At 38.1% G+C, this 24,066-nt stretch carries 26 protein-coding genes and 2 tRNA genes; 25 read left to right on the top strand and 3 right to left on the bottom strand.

Translation table 11 applies throughout. The features are described from left to right. The first annotated feature begins 309 nt into the window (after positions 1–309). The 4 genes from G7084_RS01010 (at position 310) to G7084_RS01025 (ending at position 2,942) form a co-directional block, all read left to right on the top strand. Positions 310–867, top strand: coding sequence for a TetR/AcrR family transcriptional regulator (locus tag G7084_RS01010; protein WP_166009218.1), 558 nt, complete (start codon positions 310–312; stop codon positions 865–867). Between the two features lie 88 nt (positions 868–955). Then, entirely contained in the window at positions 956–1,465 is a 510-nt protein-coding gene (locus G7084_RS01015; RefSeq protein WP_166009220.1) for a YbhB/YbcL family Raf kinase inhibitor-like protein, read from the top strand. Positions 1,466–1,523: 58 nt separating this feature from the next. Continuing rightward, complete coding sequence (locus G7084_RS01020) at positions 1,524–1,799, top strand: acylphosphatase (protein ID WP_166009222.1); 276 nt, start codon at positions 1,524–1,526, stop codon at positions 1,797–1,799. 12 nt (positions 1,800–1,811) lie between these two features. Beyond that, positions 1,812–2,942, top strand: coding sequence for an AI-2E family transporter (locus tag G7084_RS01025; protein WP_166009224.1), 1,131 nt, complete (start codon positions 1,812–1,814; stop codon positions 2,940–2,942). A 113-nt stretch (positions 2,943–3,055) separates the two neighbouring features. Here G7084_RS01025 and G7084_RS01030 read toward each other — a convergent pair whose 3' ends face one another. Further along, entirely contained in the window at positions 3,056–3,463 is a 408-nt protein-coding gene (locus tag G7084_RS01030) for a DUF6508 domain-containing protein (protein ID WP_166009226.1), read from the bottom strand. Between the two features lie 145 nt (positions 3,464–3,608). On the opposite strand from G7084_RS01030, the gene G7084_RS01035 reads away from it, so the two are divergent. Genes G7084_RS01035 through G7084_RS01040 form a run of 3 tightly spaced genes read left to right on the top strand, consistent with a single transcriptional unit; the run spans position 3,609 to position 4,744 of the window. Next, the gene (locus tag G7084_RS01035) at positions 3,609–4,250 is read left to right on the top strand and encodes an alpha/beta hydrolase (protein ID WP_246163827.1); all 642 of its coding nucleotides are present in this window, start codon (positions 3,609–3,611) and stop codon (positions 4,248–4,250) included. After that, positions 4,247–4,510: an alpha/beta hydrolase family protein gene (locus tag G7084_RS08165; RefSeq protein WP_246163828.1), complete on the top strand. Its 264-nt coding sequence runs from the start codon at positions 4,247–4,249 to the stop codon at positions 4,508–4,510. The genes G7084_RS01035 and G7084_RS08165 overlap by 4 nt, the downstream gene beginning before the upstream one ends. A 15-nt stretch (positions 4,511–4,525) precedes the next feature. Continuing rightward, complete coding sequence (locus G7084_RS01040; RefSeq protein WP_166009228.1) at positions 4,526–4,744, top strand: hypothetical protein; 219 nt, start codon at positions 4,526–4,528, stop codon at positions 4,742–4,744. Positions 4,745–4,917: 173 nt separating this feature from the next. Here the strand turns inward: G7084_RS01040 and G7084_RS01045 are convergent, their stop codons facing one another. After that, a complete protein-coding gene (locus G7084_RS01045) occupies positions 4,918–5,946 on the bottom strand; it encodes a tRNA dihydrouridine synthase (protein ID WP_166009230.1) in 1,029 nt (342 codons plus the stop codon). A 320-nt stretch (positions 5,947–6,266) separates the two neighbouring features. On the opposite strand from G7084_RS01045, the gene rsmG reads away from it, so the two are divergent. The 14 genes from rsmG to G7084_RS01115 all read left to right on the top strand — a co-directional run bounded on the left by rsmG (position 6,267) and on the right by G7084_RS01115 (position 17,765). Next, positions 6,267–6,986: a 16S rRNA (guanine(527)-N(7))-methyltransferase RsmG gene (rsmG, locus tag G7084_RS01050; protein WP_166009232.1), complete on the top strand. Its 720-nt coding sequence runs from the start codon at positions 6,267–6,269 to the stop codon at positions 6,984–6,986. Between the two features lie 62 nt (positions 6,987–7,048). Further along, the gene (locus G7084_RS01055; protein ID WP_166009234.1) at positions 7,049–7,828 is read left to right on the top strand and encodes a ParA family protein; all 780 of its coding nucleotides are present in this window, start codon (positions 7,049–7,051) and stop codon (positions 7,826–7,828) included. Then, positions 7,815–8,717, top strand: a complete 903-nt coding sequence (locus tag G7084_RS01060) for a ParB/RepB/Spo0J family partition protein (RefSeq protein WP_166009236.1) — start codon at positions 7,815–7,817, stop codon at positions 8,715–8,717. The genes G7084_RS01055 and G7084_RS01060 overlap by 14 nt, the downstream gene beginning before the upstream one ends. A gap of 16 nt (positions 8,718–8,733) precedes the next feature. Beyond that, positions 8,734–8,925: a DUF951 domain-containing protein gene (locus G7084_RS01065; RefSeq protein ID WP_166009238.1), complete on the top strand. Its 192-nt coding sequence runs from the start codon at positions 8,734–8,736 to the stop codon at positions 8,923–8,925. Positions 8,926–8,946: 21 nt separating this feature from the next. Next, positions 8,947–10,047, top strand: coding sequence for a redox-regulated ATPase YchF (gene ychF, locus G7084_RS01070; RefSeq protein WP_166009240.1), 1,101 nt, complete (start codon positions 8,947–8,949; stop codon positions 10,045–10,047). Positions 10,048–10,073: 26 nt separating this feature from the next. After that, positions 10,074–10,805, top strand: coding sequence for a DUF1129 family protein (locus G7084_RS01075; protein ID WP_166009242.1), 732 nt, complete (start codon positions 10,074–10,076; stop codon positions 10,803–10,805). A gap of 21 nt (positions 10,806–10,826) precedes the next feature. After that, the gene (locus tag G7084_RS01080) at positions 10,827–11,516 is read left to right on the top strand and encodes a response regulator transcription factor (protein ID WP_166009244.1); all 690 of its coding nucleotides are present in this window, start codon (positions 10,827–10,829) and stop codon (positions 11,514–11,516) included. Between the two features lie 5 nt (positions 11,517–11,521). Then, complete coding sequence (locus G7084_RS01085) at positions 11,522–12,622, top strand: sensor histidine kinase (protein ID WP_166009246.1); 1,101 nt, start codon at positions 11,522–11,524, stop codon at positions 12,620–12,622. Positions 12,623–12,841: 219 nt separating this feature from the next. Next, a complete protein-coding gene (locus G7084_RS01090; protein ID WP_166009248.1) occupies positions 12,842–13,648 on the top strand; it encodes a metallophosphoesterase in 807 nt (268 codons plus the stop codon). Between the two features lie 68 nt (positions 13,649–13,716). Next, positions 13,717–13,802, top strand: a tRNA-Tyr gene (locus G7084_RS01095). A gap of 5 nt (positions 13,803–13,807) precedes the next feature. Beyond that, positions 13,808–13,879 (top strand) — tRNA-Gln (locus G7084_RS01100). Positions 13,880–14,434: 555 nt separating this feature from the next. Continuing rightward, positions 14,435–15,103, top strand: coding sequence for a Crp/Fnr family transcriptional regulator (locus tag G7084_RS01105; RefSeq protein WP_166009250.1), 669 nt, complete (start codon positions 14,435–14,437; stop codon positions 15,101–15,103). 37 nt (positions 15,104–15,140) lie between these two features. After that, positions 15,141–17,165: a MucBP domain-containing protein gene (locus G7084_RS01110; protein ID WP_166009252.1), complete on the top strand. Its 2,025-nt coding sequence runs from the start codon at positions 15,141–15,143 to the stop codon at positions 17,163–17,165. Next, a complete protein-coding gene (locus tag G7084_RS01115; protein WP_343032829.1) occupies positions 17,166–17,765 on the top strand; it encodes a MucBP domain-containing protein in 600 nt (199 codons plus the stop codon). Positions 17,766–17,856: 91 nt separating this feature from the next. Here G7084_RS01115 and G7084_RS01120 read toward each other — a convergent pair whose 3' ends face one another. Beyond that, positions 17,857–18,591 (bottom strand): SDR family oxidoreductase, encoded by a 735-nt coding sequence (locus tag G7084_RS01120; RefSeq protein ID WP_166009256.1) that lies wholly within the window; start codon positions 18,589–18,591, stop codon positions 17,857–17,859. Positions 18,592–18,676: 85 nt separating this feature from the next. On the opposite strand from G7084_RS01120, the gene G7084_RS01125 reads away from it, so the two are divergent. The 4 genes from G7084_RS01125 to G7084_RS01140 all read left to right on the top strand — a co-directional run bounded on the left by G7084_RS01125 (position 18,677) and on the right by G7084_RS01140 (position 24,059). Beyond that, positions 18,677–19,084 (top strand): MerR family transcriptional regulator, encoded by a 408-nt coding sequence (locus tag G7084_RS01125; RefSeq protein WP_166009258.1) that lies wholly within the window; start codon positions 18,677–18,679, stop codon positions 19,082–19,084. Positions 19,085–19,329: 245 nt separating this feature from the next. Further along, entirely contained in the window at positions 19,330–20,790 is a 1,461-nt protein-coding gene (locus G7084_RS01130) for a peptide MFS transporter (protein WP_166009260.1), read from the top strand. A 615-nt stretch (positions 20,791–21,405) separates the two neighbouring features. After that, a complete protein-coding gene (locus G7084_RS01135; protein WP_246163829.1) occupies positions 21,406–22,143 on the top strand; it encodes a DUF975 family protein in 738 nt (245 codons plus the stop codon). Between the two features lie 83 nt (positions 22,144–22,226). Then, a complete protein-coding gene (locus tag G7084_RS01140; protein WP_166009262.1) occupies positions 22,227–24,059 on the top strand; it encodes an acyltransferase family protein in 1,833 nt (610 codons plus the stop codon). Positions 24,060–24,066: the final 7 nt, after the last annotated feature.

Below are 24,066 nucleotides of genomic sequence, written 5' to 3' on the forward strand. Positions count from 1 at the left end.
TTGGCATTATGATTATATAAAATAGATGGCAGCATTATCATACGGTATGAATTATATCAAAGTAGTGATAAAAGGACGGTCGAAAAAAATAAGTTTAAAAATTACAAACGATTTGGAACAGTGATTTGAAGAATCGAATCGATCGTTTCCGCTGCAGCGACAAATAATTGAATAGCTAAAACCTTAATTTATTTTTTTAATACGATTCTCTTACAAAAGTGGGGATCGATGATTTGATATAAGAGGCAGGACAGATACGGATGACTGCTTTATAATAAAAGATAACAGAAAACTAGTGGGGACATGATGATGGGTAAAATAACGGAAGATCAAATTTTTGCGGCCGCGCGTTCAGTCTTGATCGAAAGTGGAGTAAATAGCTTGCGAATGACCGCAATTGCCAAACGCTTAGACGTTTCCCATGCAGCTTTATATAAACATTTTAGCAATCGCAAGGCACTAGTGGCGGCTTTAATCAAAAATTGGTTATCACAAATTGATCAACCAATTTTAGCGCAAGCAGTACGCCTGCCAGAGACGGAGAGAATTGATGGACTTCATGATTGGCTTCAAAATCTGGTTCAGCAACGGCAGACCGCTTTTCAGACTGACCCAGCTTTGACGAAGCTATATGTCCAGTCAGTTAATCAACAGAGTGAACTTTTAAATGATGAATTACTTGCTTTTGCGAACCGGGTTGAGTATATGATGGCTTGGGATACATTTCGGCAACAACGTGGAATTACAGTTATGATGGCTTTTACATATTTTTACCACCCATATTTTATGAATAAATGGGATGGTAATCTGACCTTGCCCTTATTTGAATCAACCTGGATTGAATTATTACCAATTTTGACGCAATAAATTTAATTATGAGGCAATTCATAGAGGTGAGTTTAGGTGATCAGTATTATTTGTGCAGGTAGTTGAGGGGGATGGGAACTAAAAAATCATGAAGATAACAAGTACTGGAATTGAAAATGGATATTTTAAAGATATTTTTGGCGGGCATAGTAGGTATATGAATGAAAATCAAATGCCTACTTATTCAATCCCTTTAAAAATATTAGATACTCCACAAGGCGTGCAAAGTTATGCCGCAGTTTTATATGATCTTGATGCTTATGAGGTGACCAAAGGCTTTATCTGGATTCATTGGGTTTTAGCAAATCTCACGATGCCAGAAGTATTGGAAAATGCTAGTCAGACTTCTGTAGCATTTGTGCAAGGGGTAAACAGTTCCCATAGTCCAATGGCATATAATCAAGATAAAGGAACAGCAAGTCATTACGGAGGAATGAAACCGCGGGGGCGTGATCATAATTATGTCTTAAAAGTCTATGCTTTGGACACTATTTTAGATTTAGAATCTGGTTTTTATTTGAATCAACTTTACGATCAAATGGAAGAACACATTATAACAACAGCTAAATTAACAGCTAAATATCGCCAATATCATTAAATTAAGCTAGTGCTGAATTTAAAACATTGGATTTCAGGAAAGGAACGGAATAAATGATATGGAACAAGCAATTCGAATGAAAGTCTATGGACTGGTACAGGGAGTTGGGTTTCGATGGGCGACCCGGCGATTAGCCGACCAATTAGGCATTGTGGGATTTGTGATTAATGAAAATGACGGATCGGTGCTAGTTGAGGCACAAGGTGAAGAATTTAATTTGCGTAAGTTTATTACCCAGATTGAAATTGGACCGTCTAATGGGACAAAAGTACATCATGTTAAAATTGCGAGTGTTGGGTTAAATCCTGACTATACAACTTTTAAGATTTACTAAGGAGTAATTGCTATGCTAGAAAAAATCCGATCAAAATCAATTTTATTTTGGTCCTTGGAATTATTAATTATTGCCCTACTATTAATGGTGGTTTCTCAATTAGATTTCATTTTGGAACCTATTTTTAAGTTTATTGGAGCAGTTTTTATTCCAGTATTGATCTCAGGTTTGTTGTATTATATCTTAAATCCGATTATTAAAATCATTGAAAAAGTCAAAATCACCAAAGAAAAACATATCCCACGTAGTTTGATCGCCCTCTTTCTAGTGGTGCTCATGATGTTTTTAATCGGTTTAGCTATTGCCGTTGTGGTTCCGCGTTTAGTGGATCAAATCACTAATTTTGTACAGTCGGCACCAACATATTTACGTCAAATGCAACATTGGATGGAAAGCCAAGATCGACTTGAGTTGGTGAATCGGATGGGCGTGACCATGGATGCTAATACTTTACAGCGGGGAGTCCAAAAATATGGGACACAAATTGCGAATGGGATGGCAAATGGAATTGGGGGCTTTGCTAGTTCGTTAATTGGCTATCTAGTTTACGCCTTAACCGTGCCAGTAATGACCTTTTACATGTTAAGTGATGGGAACAAGTTACTCCCATTCGTGCAAAAATGGTTCCCCAAGCGTAAAGATGATATGGCTGAAGTTGCTGAATTGTTGAATGATACACTCTCAAATTACATTATGGGTCAAGTTATGGAAATGTTATTTGTGGGATTTGCAACGGGAATTGGTTATTTCTTAATCGGCGAAAAATATGCGTTGGTATTAGCCATTATCGCCGGTTTAGCTAACATTGTGCCCTATTTGGGCCCATATATTGGGATTATCCCAGCATTATTTGTTTCTGTTACCCAAGGTATTTGGCAAGTAGTTTTCACCATTGTGGTTGTAGCAATTGTGCATCTAATTGATGGTAATATAATTTATCCGCGGATTATTGGTTCACGATTAAATATTCATCCGATGACGATTATTGTGTTATTGTTAGCGGCTGGAAATGTCGCTGGTGCCCCAGGTATGATTTTGGTCATTCCAACCTATGCGATTTTACGAACGCTTTTTGTTTATTTGTGGGAATTTTTTGTTAATCGGCAGGAACAAGTTGAGACTAGCTCACAACCGAAAGTATAATAAAAAAATCATCATTTTTAAAAATGATGATTTTTATTTAGGATTAATTTTTACAGAGATGCTGAAAAATATTGGCAATAAGGGGGAACGTCAGTTTCCTGCTTACAGAGCACTTACCACATTGGAAAATCTTTAGGGGTGGTGAGGTTTAGCTGTTTTAGTAATTTTTGTAAAATTCCTTTTTCTAACATTGCGGCCCATAAACCTTCAAAATATTTTTCATTCTCAATGATCATTGAGAGGGTTGCTCGCAATTTAAAAAAATCATGGGATTCGTTGGCAATGGTAATGATATCGGCTTCTGTAACGGGTGTTGGCATATTCTTTTGCATTAGTGTCCGTTGATAATTATGATCATAAAAGTCTGAAGCTTTGAATTCATGCAACATTTTAAAGAAGTCAGTTGCATAGAGCGGGTGTTCTAAGTGATCTGAACCGATGTGCCAGGGGATCGAATGACCGATTTGTTTTTGCAGGTAGTGATCCCAGGTGGTGAAATTAAAATTATGTAATGTTAACATCCTGAACCTCCAATTAACTATTTAAAAGTAAGTATTATTATATAACATTTTTTAATAAAAGCCTATTTTGATTCAACGAGTTCTAACTTTTTGGGATTAAAATTGTTAAAATAGTATGAAACAACGCTTTTGAATTGGGGGCATCATGAAGAATAAATTTATTGAGCAGGATTACAATTTTAAGCCGGCGACAACTAAAATGATTGAGCATCAATGGCATGATATTCAATATATGGCTGGGCAAAGGCATCAATTAGATATTTATTTACCTAATCACGGGACAGGTCCATTTCCAGTCATTATTGATATCTATGGTGGTGGCTTATGGCGTGGTCAAAAAAGCTCAATCAAAATGAAACCTGCTTTGCAATTCTTAGCGGCTGGTTTTGCGGTAGTTAGCTTAGATTATTCTTTGCTTTGGCAAGCCGCGTTTCCAACTCAAATTTATGAAGTAAAAGCAGCTTTACGTTGGTTACATGCCCAGGGGTCTAGGTACCAATTAAACTTAGCGAATGCGATATTAATGGGGGAGTCATCAGGCGCACAATTAGCAGTTTTAGCTGGATTAACGGCAAATACACCGTATTTTAAACAGGCTAGATTTGGTGATTTTGAGGATGAGAGTGAGACCGTCCAGGGTATTATTGCTATGTATGGACCATACCGGGTTGATCAATTTACGTCCCAATTTAAAGCAACTGGTATCCAACCTAAGTATGCTGAAACAGGGACCGCAGAATCATTTGAAGGTCAATTATTAGGTCACAGAGCCCCAAAGACGCTTTGAATTTAGTCGAACAGATTGACCCAGTAAAATATTTGACCCCACAGATGCCCCCAATTTTGGGTATGGCAGGGACTGCAGACCAAGTAGTACCATATCAACAAACGGTTAACTTAATTCATGCGGCTCAAGCATTGATTGGGACTCAAAAAGCCCAACTAGAACTCGTCGCGGAAGCCCGCCATGGTATTGATGATTTCATGGATCCAAAACATTTTAAAATGAAGCTAGAGTTTGTTCAAAAAGTATTCGCAACCAAATAAAGTGAGGTAATTAAAATGCGAAAACAATTTATTGATGGGTATGTACATGCTACACCAGCCATATTAGCTTTGACAATAACCATGGATTATTTGTTCATTTGGTTGCTGCAACCCACAGGTCTTTTTATGCGTTTGCTTGCCTTTTTATTATTTGTACTCCCAGATTTACTGTCGACGATCTTCAGTTTTAGAAATTTCTTATTAGAAAATCAAGATGAATGGCGTCAAAAATAAAGTATAAATATTGTTACGATGTAGGCCTGAAATTTAAGCAGGTTCGGTCTTTAATTCAATAAAACCCTCAGCCCGATAATGGATACGGTTGAGGGTTTTAAAATTGATTTTAGCATAAATTATCAGTTGAGATCATTAACTTAGCAACTCTAATTTGTGAACGAGGCACCACTTTAGTTTTGGGCTAGATGCGCTTGCCACTGTTGATCAAATTCTGCTAAAACCTGCCGAACTTCGGTGGTAGAATTAGTTTCCATCAGTGCCATTCTTAAATCTGATGCATATGAAAATGAACGGACGTAAATTTTGAAGAAACGCTTTAATTTTTGAAAATGGCGAGGACCATATAACTGCGTGACTTCATCATGTAAATCCAATTGAAGGTTTAATAAACCTAAAGCCTCTTCTAAGGTATGTTCCTGTGGTTCTTTTTCAAAGGCCCAAGGACTTTCAAAAATACCACGACCAATCATAAATCCATCAATGCCGGGATGAGCCTTGGCTAAAGCTAATCCCTCGGCCCGATTTTTGATATCACCATTTAATTGAATTAACGTATTTGGAGCAATTTCGTCACGCATGGCTAAAATTTCGTCGATTAATTCATAATGAGCAGGGACTTTAGACATTTCTTTGCGAGTACGTAAGTGAATCGTGAGAACTTGAACGTCTTGTTTTAAGAGAAATGGGATCCATGTTTTATAGGTGTCAAGATGATTAAAGCCTAGCCGAGTTTTAACAGAAATGGGTAGACCTGGTTCTTTAGCTGCAGTAATAATGGCTGCAGCGTTTTCAGGATTACGAATTAAATCAGAACCACCACCATTTTTGATCACAGTACCATCGGGACATCCCATATTGAGATCGACGGCTTGGTAACCACGTTCTTTTAGCTCCGTAATCGATGAAACGAAATCTTGGGGCCGATCACCCCAAACTTGAGCAATGGGCATTCTTTCATTAGGGGCAACAGCAAGGCGCCCTTGGACAGAGAATTTAGCCTTTGGATGCGCTACGCTTCGAGCGTTAGTGAACTCAGTATAGTACGCATCAGGACCGGCTGCTCGCTCGACAACGCGTCTAAAGACGGTATCAGTGACGGCTTCCATGGGAGCCAAAGTAAAAAAGGGGATGTGATCTTGGCCTGCAATTTGCGCTTGATCAATAATGTTTTGCCAGTATTGTGACTTGGCTTTAATCATGATGATGAGGTCCTTTCAAATTAGTTCTTATATAGTAGTTAACGTTTTAATTCAACAATTATTTTAACCTATATTACTATAAATATTTTTAAGTACTTTGACAAGTTTAAAAAAGGAATGAACGAATGTAATGAATGTTAATTTCATCAGAATGGTAATCTCATTGAGATTTAGAGATGAAGCATTAGTTTATTTTATCTCACTTGGTTGATCGGAAAAAAGATTTATGGTTATGTTTCACGTGAAACGCAATCAAAAGTATTGAAACACCTGTTTTTTTAGGTTATTCTTAATGTAATTGTTTACATGGAGGAAAATAGATGAATCCCGAAGAATTTGAGACTGCCTTAGCAAAAAAAGGTATTATATTAAACGAGCGCCAATTAGAGCAGTATCAGATTTACTATGATTACTTAATTGAGATCAATCAAGTAATGGATTTAACTAATATTGTTGAAAAAAATGAAGTATATTTAAAACACTTTTTTGATTCATTGACGTTAGCTTGGGCGTACCCAAACCTACAAACGCAAGCGTTGAAATTAGTTGATGTTGGGGCGGGGGCTGGATTCCCATCGTTACCATTGAAAATTGCTTTTCCACAATTAAATATTGTGATTGTTGATTCGTTACAGAAACGCATTAATTTTTTAAATCAGTTGATTGAGAAATTAGAACTAGATGGGGTTCAAGCTATCCATCAACGAGCTGAAATTTTTGGAGCTAAGAACGCATCCACGCGTGCAACATTTGACGTCGCCACTGCACGCGCTTTAAAGGCGATGCCAATGTTAGTTGAAATGACGTTACCATTGGTGAAACAAGGTGGTGTGTTGTTAGCCATGAAAGGGAGTCGAGCAAGTGAGGAACTCCGGGCGGCATCCGAGGCCATTCCAACGGTGGGTGGTGCTGTTGAGGCACAAATTGATGTAGATTTACCTAACGGTGATGCACGTAAGATTGTGGTGATTAAAAAAATCAAGAATACACCAGCGAAATATCCACGTAAGTTTAGTGATATTAAGAATAAAACATTATAAAAATAAAAACGTTGAACTTTGAAATAATAAAAATAGAATAAGAAACAGAGAAAGGTAAATTCATGGCACATATTATTGCATTAGCCAATCAAAAGGGTGGGGTTGGAAAAACGACCACAACGGTTAATCTAGGAGCCGCGATTGCTAGTTTAGGACATCGAGTATTAATTATTGATGCTGATCCACAGGGGAATGCGACTTCTGGGTTAGGAATTAAAAAATCAGCCATTCAACCAGAACATGAAATCTATGATGTTTTGGTGCATGGGGTACCGCTAGCTGATGTTATTATTCCAACAAGCCATGATAATTTAGAAATTGTTCCAGCAACGATTCGTTTGGCGGGAGCAGAATTAGAATTAGCACCAGTAATGGCTCGTGAAACTCGATTGAAGGAGGCCGTTGGCGTAATTTCTGGCGAATATGATTATATTTTAATTGATAATCCACCTTCACTAGGATTAATTACAATTAATACTTTTACTGCCGCCGATGCTATTTTAATTCCAGTTCAGGCTGAATATTACGCCTTAGAGGGATTAGGACAGTTATTAAATTCAATTACCCAGATTAAAAGTTTGTTAAACCCAAGTCTGGAAATTGAAGGGGTGCTACTCACAATGGTGGATGCGCGGACAAATCTTTCGAATGAAGTTGAAGATGCAGTGCGAAATTATTTCACCGTTGATCAAGTATATACTACGGTCATTCCTAGAAATGTTCGGCTATCAGAGGCACCGAGCCATGGATTAGCCATTAGCGATTATGACCCTAAATCAAAGGGATCTGAAGTGTACGGTAAATTGGCTGAGGAGGTTTTAACAGCTCATGACGACATCTAAGAAGAAAAGTGTTTTAGGCGATAACATTGTCAGTGGTGGATTGAACGCACTCTTTGGACAACAAGGAATTGAAATTGACGCTAAACAAAGTGATACCATCAAGGAATTAGCAGTTGAAAAAATTATTGCGAATCCCTTCCAACCACGCCATCATTTTAATGAAGGGGCATTACGAGAGTTAGCGAATTCAATCCAAGAAAATGGAATATTACAGCCTATTATTGTGCGATTAGCACATGATCAAAAGGATCAATATGAGATTTTAGCGGGTGAGAGACGCTGGCGAGCTACACAATTAGCTGGCAATCAAACTATTCCAGCGGTTATTCGTGAATATGATGACGCAACGATGATGCAAGCGGCCGTCTTAGAGAATTTACAACGAGAGAACCTTTCACCGATTGAAGAAGCTTTAGCTTATAAGCAAATGATGGATACCTTACATTTGACACAGGTTCAAGTTGCTAAACGTCTTGGGAAGGCCCGCTCGGTTGTTGCAAACACCGTTCGCTTGTTAACTTTGCCTGAGCCAGTTCAAGCTTGGATTCAAAATGGCGAACTATCAATGGGCCAAGGACGGACATTGTTAGGCTTACATAATAAGCGCCAAATTTTAAATGTCGCAAAGCGAGTAATGCAAGAAAATATGACGGTCCGGCAGGTTGAACGGCTGGTCAATGAGATGAATGAAGCCCAAAGTAGCCCAAAGCAGGCGCCAGAAATTTCAACTGAGGTAAAGGCAGTGGAAATGGCCTTGGCAACGAAGCTATCCACTAAAATTGCGATTACACATAATCAACGCGGCGCGGGAAAGATTGAAATTAATTATGGGTCAGACCAGGACTTGAATCGAATTATGACGGTCTTAGGTTTGGATCTAGACGCTTGAAAACGAGGTAATACCAATGTATGAACTTTTAGATATCATTGAGATGAAAAAGCCCCATGCCTGTGGGACCAATCGTTGGCAAATCATTCGAATTGGTGCCGATATGAAAATTAAGTGTCAGGGGTGTGAACGGGTCGTCATGTTGACTCGTCACGACTTTGATCGGCGCTTTAAAAAGGTTTTGGTAAAGGCACAGCAAGAAAATTAAAAGAAAAGAAGGAATAAAACTATGGCATTAACAGCCGGAATTGTGGGACTACCTAACGTTGGTAAATCCACACTATTCAATGCGATTACAAAAGCTGGGGCAGAAATGGCTAACTATCCATTTGCTACGATTGAACCCAATATGGGGATGGTTGAAGTACCAGATACCCGTTTAGCACGCATTGCCGAAATTGTGAACAGTAATAAAATTATCCCAACTACTTTTGAATTCACAGATATTGCGGGAATTGTAAAGGGAGCCTCACAAGGTGAAGGATTAGGAAATAAATTCCTAGAGAACATTCGGCAAGTGAACGCCATTGTTCACGTTGTACGTGCATTTGATGATGATAATATTGTCCATGTCAATGGAACCGTTGATCCGATTGATGATATTGAAACCATTAATACAGAATTAGTTTTAGCTGATTTGGAATCAATTGAAAAACGTTATGACCGAGTATCCAGAGCGGCCAAGAGTGGCGATAAAGAAGCGAAAGCTGAATTTGAAGTGCTAGATAAAATTAAGCCGCTATTGGATGCTGGAAAACCAGCCCGGTTAGCTGAATTTACAGCTGAACAGGAAAAAGTTGTGCGAAGTCTCTTCCTATTAACAACGAAGCCAACTTTATATGTGGCGAATGTAAGCGAAGATGATATGAGCGATCCGGCCGCTTCAAAGTATTTCCAAGCCATTCAAGAATATGCGGCTAATGAAGGGGCAGAAGTAATTGGTTTATCCGCGCGTGCGGAAGAAGAAATTGCGGAAATGGCACCAGAAGATCAGGCTGAGTTTTTGGAGATGTCCGGTGTAGAAGAACCAGGTTTGAATATCTTAATTCGGACGGCGTATGACTTATTGAATTTGAGAACATTCTTTACGGCCGGTGTTAAGGAAGTTCGGGCTTGGACCTTTAAAGCGGGGGCGAAAGCTCCAGAAACGGCGGGAGTGATCCACTCTGATTTCCAAAGGGGCTTCATTCGTGCTGAAACGATGAGCTATGATGATTTGGATCAGTACGGTAGTGAGAAAGCAGTAAAAGAGGCTGGTCGCTTACGCTCTGAGGGAAAAGAATATGTTGTGGCCGATGGTGACATCATGGAGTTCTTGTTCAACGTTTAGGAGTAGTCGATGGAGGAAATAATTAAATGACGCAAGAAGTTAAAGCAACATCAGCAACAAACGATATAACGGACGAAGCAACAATAATGCCCACACATTCAGAATTAGCAGCATCGGGTTTGAGTAAGCGAAATCAAAAATTTGTGTATCAAGCCATTGAATTAGTAGAAAATGATGGACAATATTTATCACTAATTCAAAAAATGGAAACTGATCTATTAGAAGGACAAAAAGTTGGAAAAACAGCCAAGCAAATTTATGGCACGCCAGCGGAAGCTTTGGGGATGGAAGCCAAGGCACAAGAAACCCAAAGCCAAGGAACTGTTTACAGTGACTTTGGGTATTGGGATCTGGCATTTGATAATATGTTAACGTTTTTGATGCTATTTTCAGCAATGTTTGGAATCACGTTATTATTCCAAAAAGATGCTTCAATAAATGCTGGGGCAGCTGGTATCTTAGCGTTGGCCTTAACTTCAATTTGTGGAGGATTATTGTTTGCGTTAATTACAAAGATTATGGCGCGTCGTGACTTAGGCCGGGTTTTGCGAGTGCTATCAGCTATCTTAGCCTTCGCATTATGGTTCTTAATCTATATGCTGGCCTCGGTTCTTCCCAAAGTCATCAATCCGGTTTTGCCAGGTTGGGTGTACTTAATTGTCGCCGTAGTAGCATTTGCTGGGTTCCGTTTCTTGCGTAAGAAAACGGGAATCGTGGGTGGCTTTATGGGTGGATCACAAGTAAGTAATAAAAAATAAGATGTTTTAGGAGAATGAGCAATGAAGATTTTAATTGTTGATGATGATCATGAAATTGCCGAGTTACTAGAAATTTATGTTAAGAATGAAGGCTATGAACCAGTCGTGGCTTTTGATGGAAAAGAGGCATTAAAGAAGCTACGAACGAATCCTGATATTGGTCTGGTAGTTTTGGATATTATGATGCCAGAGATGACTGGAACGGAAGTCGTAAAGGAAGTTCGAAAAGATAATCCTGTGCCGATTTTAATTTTGTCAGCTAAGTCTGGAGCCATGGATAAGATTCAAGGCTTAATTACGGGGGCGGATGATTATGTCACTAAGCCGTTTAATCCACTTGAAGTAATGGCACGTATCAAAGCATTGCTTCGCCGTTCACAAAATGGTGTTCAACAGCCAATTCAAGAAATCCTAGATGTTGGTCCGTTGACAATTAATAAGGACAGCCACGAAGTAAAAACAGCGGCTGGGGATACAGTTAATTTGACTGCGTTGGAATTTGGAATTCTCTACTTACTTGCTTCACATCCGAATCGGGTATTTAGTGCGGATGATATTTTTGAACGAGTTTGGCAGCAAGAGTCCGTTGTTAGTGCTAAAACAGTCATGGTGCACGTCTCGCATTTGCGCGATAAGTTGGAAGAAGCAACCGATGGCAATCAAGTTGTGCAAACAGTTTGGGGTGTTGGTTACAAGATTGAGGTATTGTAGATCTTATGAAACTATCGGTTCAGGGTTGGGCTAAGTTGATATTAAAGATGTTAGTTGGGACTGTGGCCATTTTCTTTCTTGAAGTGGGGGCATTGTTGATGACCCAGGTGCATTTTGATACCAAAAACTGGGTGCAAGAGTTGTTAATATTACAGCAACATCATTTCGGAATGGTTATTGTGATTACTCTAGGTACTTTAGTTTTGTGGTTATGGTTAATGCATACCCTGTTGGAGCAGGCAGCCATGGAGATGCTAACCACCCAAATTAATCAACAAAATGAAAATATCTTTAACGATCAGGAATCATCATTGTTGCATAAAATGTTTTTTTTACATTTGGGTGGTTTAATTAAAAGTATTAATAATACTTTTGTAGCTGCCCATATGGCCGAATTAAGGGTTAAAAATATTGAAAATTCCAAGGATGAAATGATTGGTAATATTTCGCATGATCTTAGAACTCCGTTAACAGCGTTAATCGGTTATTTGGGCTTGGTTAAATTAGATCCGAAAGGTGCTCAAACGGAAAAATATGTTAATATCGCATACGATAAAGCAGAACATATGAAGACGTTAGTCGAAGATCTATATGAGTATGTTCAAGTCAACGATCATAATTTCAAACTCCAATTGCACATGGCACCTTTGAATTTGTCAGCGATGTTGAGTCAGTTAGTAGCAAATTATGAACTTGAATCAAAACAGCATCATATGGAAGTGCGTGCCAAAACAGATCCTGATGTAATTAAAATGGCGGGGGATCAAGACCGTCTTGCCCGGGTCTTTATGAATTTGATTTCTAATGCTTTTAAATATGGAGAAAGAGCAACTTATATTGAACTGACGGCTTCGTTAGTTTCGGATACTACCGTTGAAGTACGCGTGGCTAATGATGGGCAAAGAATTCCAGAAGAAGCAATCGGACACGTTTTTGATCGTTTCTATCGGGTGGAAAGTTCACGGAACCTTAATACAGGTGGTTCAGGGCTTGGATTGGCCATTGTGGGCGGTATTATTGAGGCTCATAATGGGACCGTCCGAGTTGAATCAAATGATCAAGAAACGGCATTTATCCTGACCTTACCCTTACAATTAGAAATTTAGAAAATTTAATTTATTGAAACCAAGAGTGATTTATGAACTGCGGATCGTAATCACTCTTGGTTTTTTGTTAATAGGGCAAAATTAAGCGGAGCGATCGTGAATTTAGCAGTATCATATAAATTGATTGATTGATTGATTGATTGATTGATTGATTGATTGATTGATGATGAGTATGCTTTGAATGGTTAAGGTTGTATTTATCGTAGTTAGGAGTTTTATATGGGAAAAATAATTATTAGTAGTGATAATCACATTGATGTCAACCGCCTGGAGCGGGAAATGATTTTAGATCAACAGGCTCAATATTTGATTGATCAAAAGGTTGATGTTTATTTGATGGCGGGTGATTGGTATAACTATTTTGAAAAGACGTTGCGATTTGCTGAAGATTTGCAAGACATGATTGGTCCTAAAACGATAGTACGCTTTCTAGCGGGTAATCATGAAATGGGGCATGGGATTACCTTTGATGAGTTAGAACAGGATTTGAGTCCATTGTACTTTCATAATAAGTCATTAAAATTAGGTGATTTAACATTAATTGGAAATAATGGTTGGTATGATTATTCTTTTGCTCAAGGACCGCAAAAAGAGCAGGTGAGTCAATTTAAAAATGGTTTTTACTATGATGGCTTAATCAAACAACCAATGAGTGATTTTGAACGAACTACGTTAAGCTTAAATCAAATCCAACAACATTTAGCAGCAACTTCTGTGGATCAAAAAGTTTTAATGGTTCAACACTTTGTTCCCCATAATTTAGATTTAAGCTATCCTGCGAAATTTCCGAAATGGCAAATGATAAATGGAGTTATGGGATCGCAGCGGTATGTAGACTTATATCGAACTGATGCACGAATTCAACAAATTATATATGGGCATGCTCATTTGAATTTACCGATGCGTCAAATTAGAGCTGGAAAATATTATAATGTTAGCGTTGGTTATCGGCGTGCTAAAGCGATTGAATGGACTGAAACAACTTTTTTTGAAAATTGGGTAAAAAAACTTTATCAAAATCGTTGACATATATATTAACACCGTGTAGTATATATATACGTTGATGAGTTGTTAAAAACGAGTCAGATAATACTGGGGGGTTAGCGAAGTCTGGTTAAACGCGGTGGACTGTAAATCCATTCCTTCGGGTTCAGAGGTTCGAATCCTCTACCCCCCACCAGTATTTGGGGTATAGCCAAGCGGTAAGGCAGTGGTTTTTGGTACCATGTAGCGTAGGTTCGATTCCTACTACCCCAATCATGAGATTCGCCCTGCGGGCACGTTCGTCTTAACTTAATTGTTAAGACGTTTTTTTGTTAAAAAATATGTTTATTCATCGCTATTTAGAGATGATCGATCGGTCATTGAGTTCAAAACCTACAATAATTAATTGTAGGTTTTTTAGTGAACAAATTGATCAAAATATCTAAGTGTTTTGTATGAACTGTTACAAAAAAATACTGATTACTTCATCAAAAAGGTGAAAAATGTAATATTATATGAGACCAACATAAATATATAATTATTTATGATAAATTTAATGAATTAAAAGTTGACACATTTTTAGAAGGGAACGCATAATGACCGAGCACAGCACAGCACAGCACAGCACAGCACAGCACAGCACAGCACAGCACAGCACAGCACAGCACAGCACAGCACAGCACAGCACAGCACAGCACAGCACAGCACAGCACAGCACAGCACAGTTAGTGCTTATTTAACTGGTCCAAAATACATATTATGGTTGATGTTTAAAACATTAACTGTATTTTTTTACCTAAATATTTCATGTATTAAGGAGTTAGTATAATGAATCCGAACAAATTGTATGACCTGTTGTTGGGAATTGATTCTGAATATGTACATAAAATTAAAATTCATAAAGGCTCCTTTTTGATTAAATCGGGAGATTTAGAGACGAACATTTACGTTTTAATAGTGGGAGTGGTAATTACTTCCATTACTGAAAAGGATGGTAGGAGTTTAAATATTGATTATATAAAGGGACCAAATATCGTAACTGCGTTAAAGGATGAGAACGAAAAGGTTGTTGAACAGCCACTGGATGTTTTAGTTGATTCGGATGAAGCTGAATTTTATAAGATTAATCGTCTTAAATTTTGGGAAGCGATCAATGCCAATGTAGAATCACAAATTTTTATGCGAAATTATTATCGGCAACGTCTTGATAATAGCATTGTTCGTTTAAAACGACAGATGAGTAATAATCGCAAAGGGCAAGTGTGTACGTTTATTTATGAATTAGTACAACTATTTGGGGTTACAAGCCCACTTGATTCACACTATATATTAATTAATCAACAAATTAGGCATCAGACGATTGCGGAGTTTTGTGGTATTAATTCGCGAACATCTGTGACCAGAATTATTAATCGACTTGTGAGTGATAATGTCATTGTCAATGAACACGGTTATATCACTGTTAAAGACTTAGAGTATTTAAAGCAATTTGTATAAATATAAATTATGAATAGAAAGAATAAGGATAGGAAAAATGAAATTTAGTAAGTATTTATTGTTAAGCACAACGATCTTAGGATTGATAAATCCCATGCTTGTTTTAGCAGATCAAAACACATCCGTTAAAGGGTCGACGGATACGAATAGTAGCTCGTTAGCCAGTCAAACATCAGAACAGACCTCAAGTCAAAGTCAACAAAGCAGTATGAGTAGTAAGGCGTCACAGACGAAACAGCAGAGTACGGTTCAAAATAATGTAGGAACTAGTAAGGTTACGCCATTAGAAAGTAATAAAAGCGCCAATAAGACAACGAAAGGTGCCATTGATGCGGAACAAGATCAGGCGATTACGGTCAGTGATTTTTCAATGGTTGGAACTGATGGTGAGCGATATCCCGATAATATTGATATTGGGACTGGAACTTTGAACGGTGGGGTTTACATCGCAGGGGCAATTGATAATAGTGATGGACATATCAACAAGGGTGACACAATTACCTTTCAAATTACCAGCCATGAAAATGGAGATAACAATCAAGTTGGAACAACACAAGGATCTGGAAAACTCGATAAAATTGGTGATTGGAAAATTGATGCACATGGTAAGATGACCATTAATGTGCAAGATGATCTAGTGGGGCGGAACGTATTTAGTTTGAAAGTGCGCGCTAGTGGAAGTGAATCATATATGCGAACAACAATGACGCATCCTTCAGAAAAAATAACGTATGATATTTCCAAGAAAAATGAATTCCATTTTACACAAACCTTAGTCACTAATACAGATCGATATCATAAATTGTCTTCATTTACTAATAATTCCAGTCGTTTAGGAATTGTCTTTGGACAGTCGGATAACCTAGAGGCGCTTAACAATGGTAAGGTGATGCCTGAAGATCGAGAACACCCTAACCGTGATATTGTGAATATGCAAGAATATAACATTACCCAGGGTGATTTGGTTGGTATCTCATCTACTGAAATTTATGCAGCCTTACAAGCGGTTACAGGTGACGGAACAGCCACAGTTATTAATACTGCGCAATCAACATTTAATATGTATCGTAATAGTGTGAAGGTCTTGTCTAGCTCAACGACAAAAGCCGAATTGAAAAAGCAAATTGATAGTGCTGATTATGGAACTATTTTGTGGGTGAAACGCAGTGCTAATAATGGCTACTTAGCAATGAAACTTCCTAATTTGGCGACACAACACGTGAAAAACTTTAGTATCCCCGATCCAATTCAGTATATTATCGATAAAAACTTTAATGGTGTATCACCATACACGGCAGCCGAAGAAACAACATTAAAAACTAAATTTACGGGTGACATGACCCCTAATTGGCAACATCAGTCGGCCTTTTTGAATTTTGCGGATAATACTGCCGCCAATTCAGCGCATTTTAAGAGTATTGATGGATCTGATATTGATGTAGATTCTGATCAAACAACGGTACCTGATGATGGTCGGATTCAAGGTCAAACGACGGTGAAGGTTCATTATATTGATGTGAATGGAAATGAGATAGCCAATGCTGCACCAAGTTATGGTTATCCAACTGGAGCGGCCAACCCAATTGACGGATCAATTTCAACTGATGTAGCCGAAGCTAAGTTAATTGATATTCCAAAGTATCTCAAAAAAGGCCAAGCCGATTTAACGACACAAGGTCAAGCTGTAGTGGGGAAAAATCAAGTTTTGACGAGCGATCAAAATATTGACTATCCTGCAAATGGAACGACGAACGTTTATTATGTTTACAAGCCAATCACGGTCGCCATTCCAACTAAGCCGGTTGCCGAAAGTACAGTGACAGCTAAATACGTAGATGAAAGCGGAAAAGATTTAACAACTCCAGTTATTTTAACGGATAAAGCCGGAGCAACGTATCAAACTGAACAAAAGAATTTTGCCGGATATACTTTTAAGGAAGTTAAGGGAAACCCAAAGGGTAAGTTTACCGCCCAAAATCAAACTGTAACTTATATTTATAGCCAAAATGTAGCCCAACAAGGTCAAGTTACGGTTAAATATGTCGATGAGGCGGGAAAATAAATTGCCGCTGAAAAGCATTTGAGTGGAGATCTTGGTACCGACTTTAAAACAGAACAACAGAATATTGCGGGGTATACCTTCAAAGAAATTAAAGGTAATGCTACTGGTAAGTTTACTAAGGTAGCTCAAGTTGTGACGTATATCTATCAAAAAGATGTAGTTCAAAAGGGCCAAGTGACAGTTAAGTATGTTGATGAAGCAGGTATAGAGATTGCGGATGCTAAGATCTTACGTGGAGATCTTGGGACAAATTATGTGACTGATAAAATAGCAATCGATGGGTATACCTTCAAAAAGATCGAAGGTAATGCTTTGGGACAATTTGCCAAGGCGGATCAAGTTGTGACCTATATCTATAGCAAAGATGTTGATAATACGCCAGTGATTCCAACTGAGCCAATTACACCAGACCAACCAGCGCCAGTGCAACCAGAGGATCCAGATCAACCAGCACCAAAAAATAACGTGGTTGATACCGTAGTTAAAACTGTGACGACGGTCCTTCCTCATACGGCTGCTCAAAAAGTTACCTTCTTGGGATTGATTAGTCTGGGCTTAGCGGCCTTAACTGGATTATTAATTATGAAGCGCCGCAAGTAAGCTTTTTGTAGTGCTCATCTTTGAAATTAATAGAAAAACCTCCGAATTAACTTTCGGAGGTTTTATGTTAGGCATATTTTTGAAAAGATAATTATGCGTCTTGACGGGTAGCGGCAATTGAGACTTCTCGGATTTCGACTGCTTGAGGCATATCATAAATATATTTAACGGTTTGGGCAACATATTTAGGATCGAGGGTCAAACCACCCATTGATTCCTTCCAAGCCTGATAATCAGATAAAGCGGATGCACTAGTGACATGGGTTAATAAATCCGTTTCGGCAGCTCCGGGAGCAACGAGCGAGATACGAACATTTTTACTAGCCACTTCTTGGCGAATAGTTTCAGTTGCACCATGGACTCCAAACTTAGAAGCCACATATGCGGCATGGTTAGTGAACGCTTTGAATCCAGCGATTGAAGACATATTGATGATTGTGCCACCTTGACGATCGATCATGTTTTGTAGGACCACCTGTGTACCATTTAAGACTCCCATGACGTTGGTATCCAACATGGTTTGCCACTCGTGTGCTGATTGATTTTCAACATTACCAAGTAGCATCACACCAGCATTATTAACTAACAAGTCGGTTGGTCCGAATTTTGCTTCGGCAGCCCGTACACTGGCGGTAAAGTCTTCTAAATTAGTGACATCAACTTGAGCCAACATGACGTTTTGGAAATCAAGAGGTAAGGCCTCCATGCGTTTGATATTCCGTCCGATGAGTAACAAGGGGTTACCTGCCACGTTGAAAAGTTTTGCAATTTCTGCTCCAAAACCAGAACTAGCTCCAGTAATTACGATTAATTTTTTATTTGTCATTTTTTTCTCCTATAAATAATTATTTAATATTGATAATCATACATGCTAAACTATGGTTTAGGTCAAATAAAAAAGGATAAAGAATATGAATTATAATATTGGACAAATTTCAAAACAGTTTCAAATCCCCGTTTCAACCCTGAGATATTACGATAAAAAGGGTCTGTTACCCTTTGCGAGTAGGAATCAAAAAAATGAACGGGTTTTTTCCGAAGATAGTATTAAATATCTTCATGTAATTCATTGTTTGAAAGAAATTGGTTTATCAATTAGCCAGATTAAGTTATTTATTGATTTATGTATGCAGGGGGATGAAACTTTACAAGCTCGTTTGGGATATATTCAGGCTCAAAAGGTTCAGTTGCAAGCACAGATTGAAAATTTAGAACGTCAGATGCATTTTATTGACTGGAAAGAGCAATATTATCAAACAGCTGTCCAAGCGGGGACCGAAGATGTTGTACGTAATTTACCATCACCTTTTGATGAGTAGCAGGTTGAGAGGGAGTGCTTTTCTATAAAAAATGGGCATGAGTGGTAATTATTTAAAAAAATATGTTATTTTTCCAAAAAACACCAATGGCGGAAATATTGGATTTATGGGATGAAAATGAGAAAGTGTGTACGGTTATCTGACAATGAACACATTTATTCCTTGTATCTAAGTGGTTGTTTTGTTAAAATTAAAACATTATTAGATTTTTTGCATAATAGCTTAAAAGGAAAGTTTGGGCGTGTATGAGTACAGAAGAAACAAAAGAAAAGAAATTTTTCGGTCAACCAATTGGACTCGCAACTTTATTTATGACTGAGATGTGGGAACGTTTTTCATATTATGGAATGCGGGCCATCTTGTTGTATTATATGTGGCATTTAATTGCTGTTGGTGATTTGAATATCACACGAGCTGTAGCAGCATCGATTATGGCAATTTATGCCTCGATGGTGTATCTGTCAGGTTCGTTAGGAGGATATATTGCGGATCGCATGATTGGATCACGTAAAGCTGTCTTCTTAGGTGGAGTGTTCATTATGTTAGGACACATCGTGCTAGCATTGCCCTTTGGATCATCAGCACTATTTGGTTCAATTGCATTAATTATCATTGGAACAGGACTTCTTAAGCCCAATGTTTCTTCGTTAGTTGGTTCTCTTTATACCCCACAAGATCGGCGACGTGATGCTGGGTTCTCAATTTTCGTGTTTGGGATTAACCTTGGCTCGTTTATTTCACCCCTCTTAGTTGGATGGACACAAGAAAACTTTGGCTTTCATGTTGCCTTTGGTTTAGCAGCGATTGGGATGTTCTTTGGACTTCTTCAATATTACTTCGGGGGTAAGAAAGACTTACCATCAGATGGAATGTATCCAACAGATCCGTTGCAGCCAGAAGAAATTAAGCCATTGATTATCAAAACTGTTTTAGCTCTAATTACATTAGGTTTGGTAATCACATTAATGATGTTAATGGGATGGAATAACATTTCTGACTTCATTAATTTGTTAACAATTGTCGCTGTTGCCATTCCGGTGATGTATTTCGTACAGATGTTGACATCAAGTAAGGTTTCAAAGCAAGAACGGTCACGGGTGTTGGCTTACTTACCATTGTTCTTTGGAGCAGTATTATTTTGGGCCTTGGAAGAACAAGGATCGGTAGTCTTGGCGACCTTTGCTCAAAACCGAGTGGTTCATTCATGGATCCCGGCGGCATGGTTCCAGTCACTTAATCCCTTCTTCATTATGTTATATACACCATTCTTTGCGACATTATGGAGTCGTTGGAAGAAGAATGCGCCTTCAGCTCCTTTGAAATTCGCGATTGGATTAATTTTTGCGGGTGCTTCATTCTTGTTGTTGGCAATTCCTGGTTCTCTATGGGGGACCAGTGGACGTGTTTCACCATTCTGGCTGCTTGGTTCATGGGCGCTAATCATTATTGGAGAAATGTTGATTTCACCAGTAGGATTATCAGTAACAACTAAGCTTGCGCCACGAGCCTTCACTGTGCAAATGATGTCACTTTGGTTCTTGTCATCTGCCGTAGGATCAGCCTTGAATGCGCAATTCGTTGGTCTATATTCACCACAAACGGAAGTTCAATACTTCTTTATTTTCGGATTAGTAGCCGTGATTTTGGGAATCATTATGATTTTCTTAGTTCGAATGATTATTCGTTTGATGGATGGTGTAGAATAATTTGAATCTTGTTAGAGGTTAGGAGGAATCCTAATCTCTTTTTTTATATATCAGGAATACTGATTTTAGTTTTAATGGCATAAATATAGTTTTTTAATAACCCTAATTTAGGTATATAAACTGAGCCCCGAAAATTAATATTTATTTTTATTCAATTAATTGAACGAGGGCTTTTCGAGAATTAAATGGTGCCGTGTATGGATGTTGACGTGTTTAGTTACTATTTGTTTTAAGACGGTAAGATCTTTTTTGATAATGAAGTAGCTTGATTTAGAAACGAAAATATTAGAAAATAAAAATAAATTTAATTAATTTATTTACAGATGCTAGAGCCATCGTTTAATTAAAAGATGAGATTGGGGGGATGTATAAATTGAATTGATGGCTGAAGTTTGGATTCATCAATGGGGTATATGATAATCGGGCTAGTAAGTCAATATGAATGATATAGTTTAATGGAAGTAAAAATAGGGTTAGACAATTTGGTTTGATGATAATGTTGATTGATTTTAAATGCTGATTTAAAGCTATTTATGAGAATATTGATCAACTGTGCTACAATTAACTATACAATATAGGTAGTATTTGAATGGATATTTTGAGGAGAAAAAATAAATGATGGGAATAACCACATTAAAAAAAGAAGCATGGCAAAAATTAAGAAATAATTGGCGATTTTTGGTAGTTTTAACCTGGCCTTTGATCGCATGGCAAATTTTTACATTGTTATTATCATATGGCGATAGTATTCAAGAAGGAGTGACGGTTGTTAAGCCATCGTCCGTTTTGTTTGCTTTGAGCCGGACCCTTTGGGCGGGATTAATTGAGGCGATCATCATTGGTGTCATCTCACTAGGTGTGATGTGGACAATGGTGGAGTGGAGTCGCGATAAAATGGAGTTCAAACAAACCGGATTGTTGAGCTTTCGTTTCTTTAAACGTGAAACGGTGATTGATTCAGTCGTCTTGATGGCCATTCGCTTCCTGTACACATTGTTATGGTCATGTTTATTGGTAGTTCCTGGAATTATTAAAAATATTTCTTATTCACAGGCTGAATTTATTTATGCAGAAGATGTGAAGCGGGGCGTCGCAATTGAATCCATTAATGAATATATCACCCGTTCACGAGTCTTAATGGATGGTCATAAATGGGAATACTTTTTACTTCAAATTACATTTATTCCATGGTGGATCTTAGTGGCTTTGACTAGTGGGTTAGCTACTTTTTGGGTGATACCATATTATGAATTAACAATGACTAATTTCTATCTAGGTTTGAAAAAGGCACAAGCTGACGATTTAGATACAAAGGATGATTCTACCTCTGAAGTAATTGAGGATGATAAGTAAGCAATCGTAACTAGAACTGGAACTTTTTTGTTCCGGTTTTATTTTATAAGAAAGTTAAGTAGCGTTGGTCTAGAGGTGTATAGATGGAACAACAAAAAGCGCCAAAGCGCCGATATATAACTGGGTTTGATGGGTTAAGAGCGCTAGCAGTACTGGGCGTGATTGGTTTTCATCTATGGCCGGATCGAATTGTGGGTGGTTGGTTAGGAGTTCCGCTTTTCTTTATTCTATCGGGTTATTTAATTACAGATTTATTGATCCAAGAATATGAACAAACTGGTCATATTAAGGTTATATCCTTTTGGGTGCGACGATTAAAACGACTAATGCCTGCATTGTTTACGATGTTGTTATTGACGTCTGTGGTCATCTTTTGGTATTTCAAACCGCTATTATATAATTTAAGAGCGATCATCAGTACTAATTTAATTTATATATATAATTTTTGGGCTATTAAGCATGGCGGATCATATTTTGATCAATGGAATCATCCCTCGCCGTTTACTCACCTTTGGTCGTTATCAATTGAAGGGCAGTTTTATCTACTTTGGCCAATTATTGTTTTGATTTTAATGAAGTTGAAATTTTCGCGACGTAAAATTGGTGGAGGATTAATGCTGGGTGCTGCAATCTCAGCTATCTTGATGGCAATCCTTTACAGCTCTACTAACCTCAATCGGGTTTATTATGGTACGGATACACGTATGTTTGCAGTGCTATTGGGCACGGCTTTAGCATTTGTTTGGCCTTCTAATCGTTTTAAGTTGGTAATTAAACCAACTGTTAAACGTAGCCTTGATCTTATCGGATGGGTGGGATTGCTTATCGTGGCGCTGGCGATCTTTACTCTAAACGGGCAGTGGGCCTTCACCTACTATGGTGGCATGTTTTTGATCACACTTATAATGGTGGTTTTGGTTGCAATTACGGCGCATCCGGCTTCGGCTTTTAGTAAAATTTTGAATCAAAGTTTCTTACGTTATCTTGGAACGCGCTCGTATAGTATTTATTTATATCAGTTACCGGTTTTTGTACTTTATAGTCATTGGATTCACCGACCAGTTCAATTGGTTGATATTGTAATTGAACTCGTATGGGTTTTAGTCCTGGCAGAAATTAGTTATCGTTATATTGAAAAGGTTTTTAAAAGTAGCCGTTTCTGGCATAACATACCAACCAACGGCGGACCGCAAATCTATGCCGCGGGGCTGCTCTTTTTAATAGTTAGTGGTACACATGCGTTGATGTTACCACAGACGGGACAACAGCCACCCAAGACAAAATTAGAGCATCGATTAACTAAAAATCAACAACAACTAAAACAGGCTAATCGAAAAGCGCAGCAAGCTGAAAAACAAGCCAATCGGCCGGTTAAGGTTGAACCAGCATTATTGGATCAATACGCTATTAATGAGCAACAGTATCAAAAATTACAAAATCTGCCAATTTCAGCCGTAGGTGATTCTTTACTCTTGAATGCCGGGCCTAATTTGCAAAAAGTGATGCCACAGATGACAGTCGATGCACAAATTGGCCGACAAGTAACAGACGTTATTAATATCATTAAAACTTTAAAGGAGCAAAATAATTTAGCAGATCAAGTTCTGATTACTAGTGGAACGAATGGGACCGTTTCAAAAGATCAGATCAAGCAGGTGATGGAAATAGTGGGAAAGCATCGAACCGTTTATTGGGTGAACGACTTTGCTGAACGTAATTGGGTAGCTGGAAATAATCAAAATTTATTGCAGGTAGCTTCACGGCATTCGAATTTAAAAATCGTGAATTGGGACGTAACTGCAAAACAACACATGGAGTGGCTTGGGCGCGATCAAGTACACCCAAACCCGACTGGATCTGTCGAGTATACTAAAACGATTCTCCGTAGTATTTTAAAAACGGGGAAGAATCAGTAAATGTTTG

The sequence above is a fragment of the Weissella coleopterorum genome (genome assembly GCF_011304355.1).
GTDB classification, from domain to species: Bacteria; Bacillota; Bacilli; order Lactobacillales; family Lactobacillaceae; genus Weissella; species Weissella coleopterorum.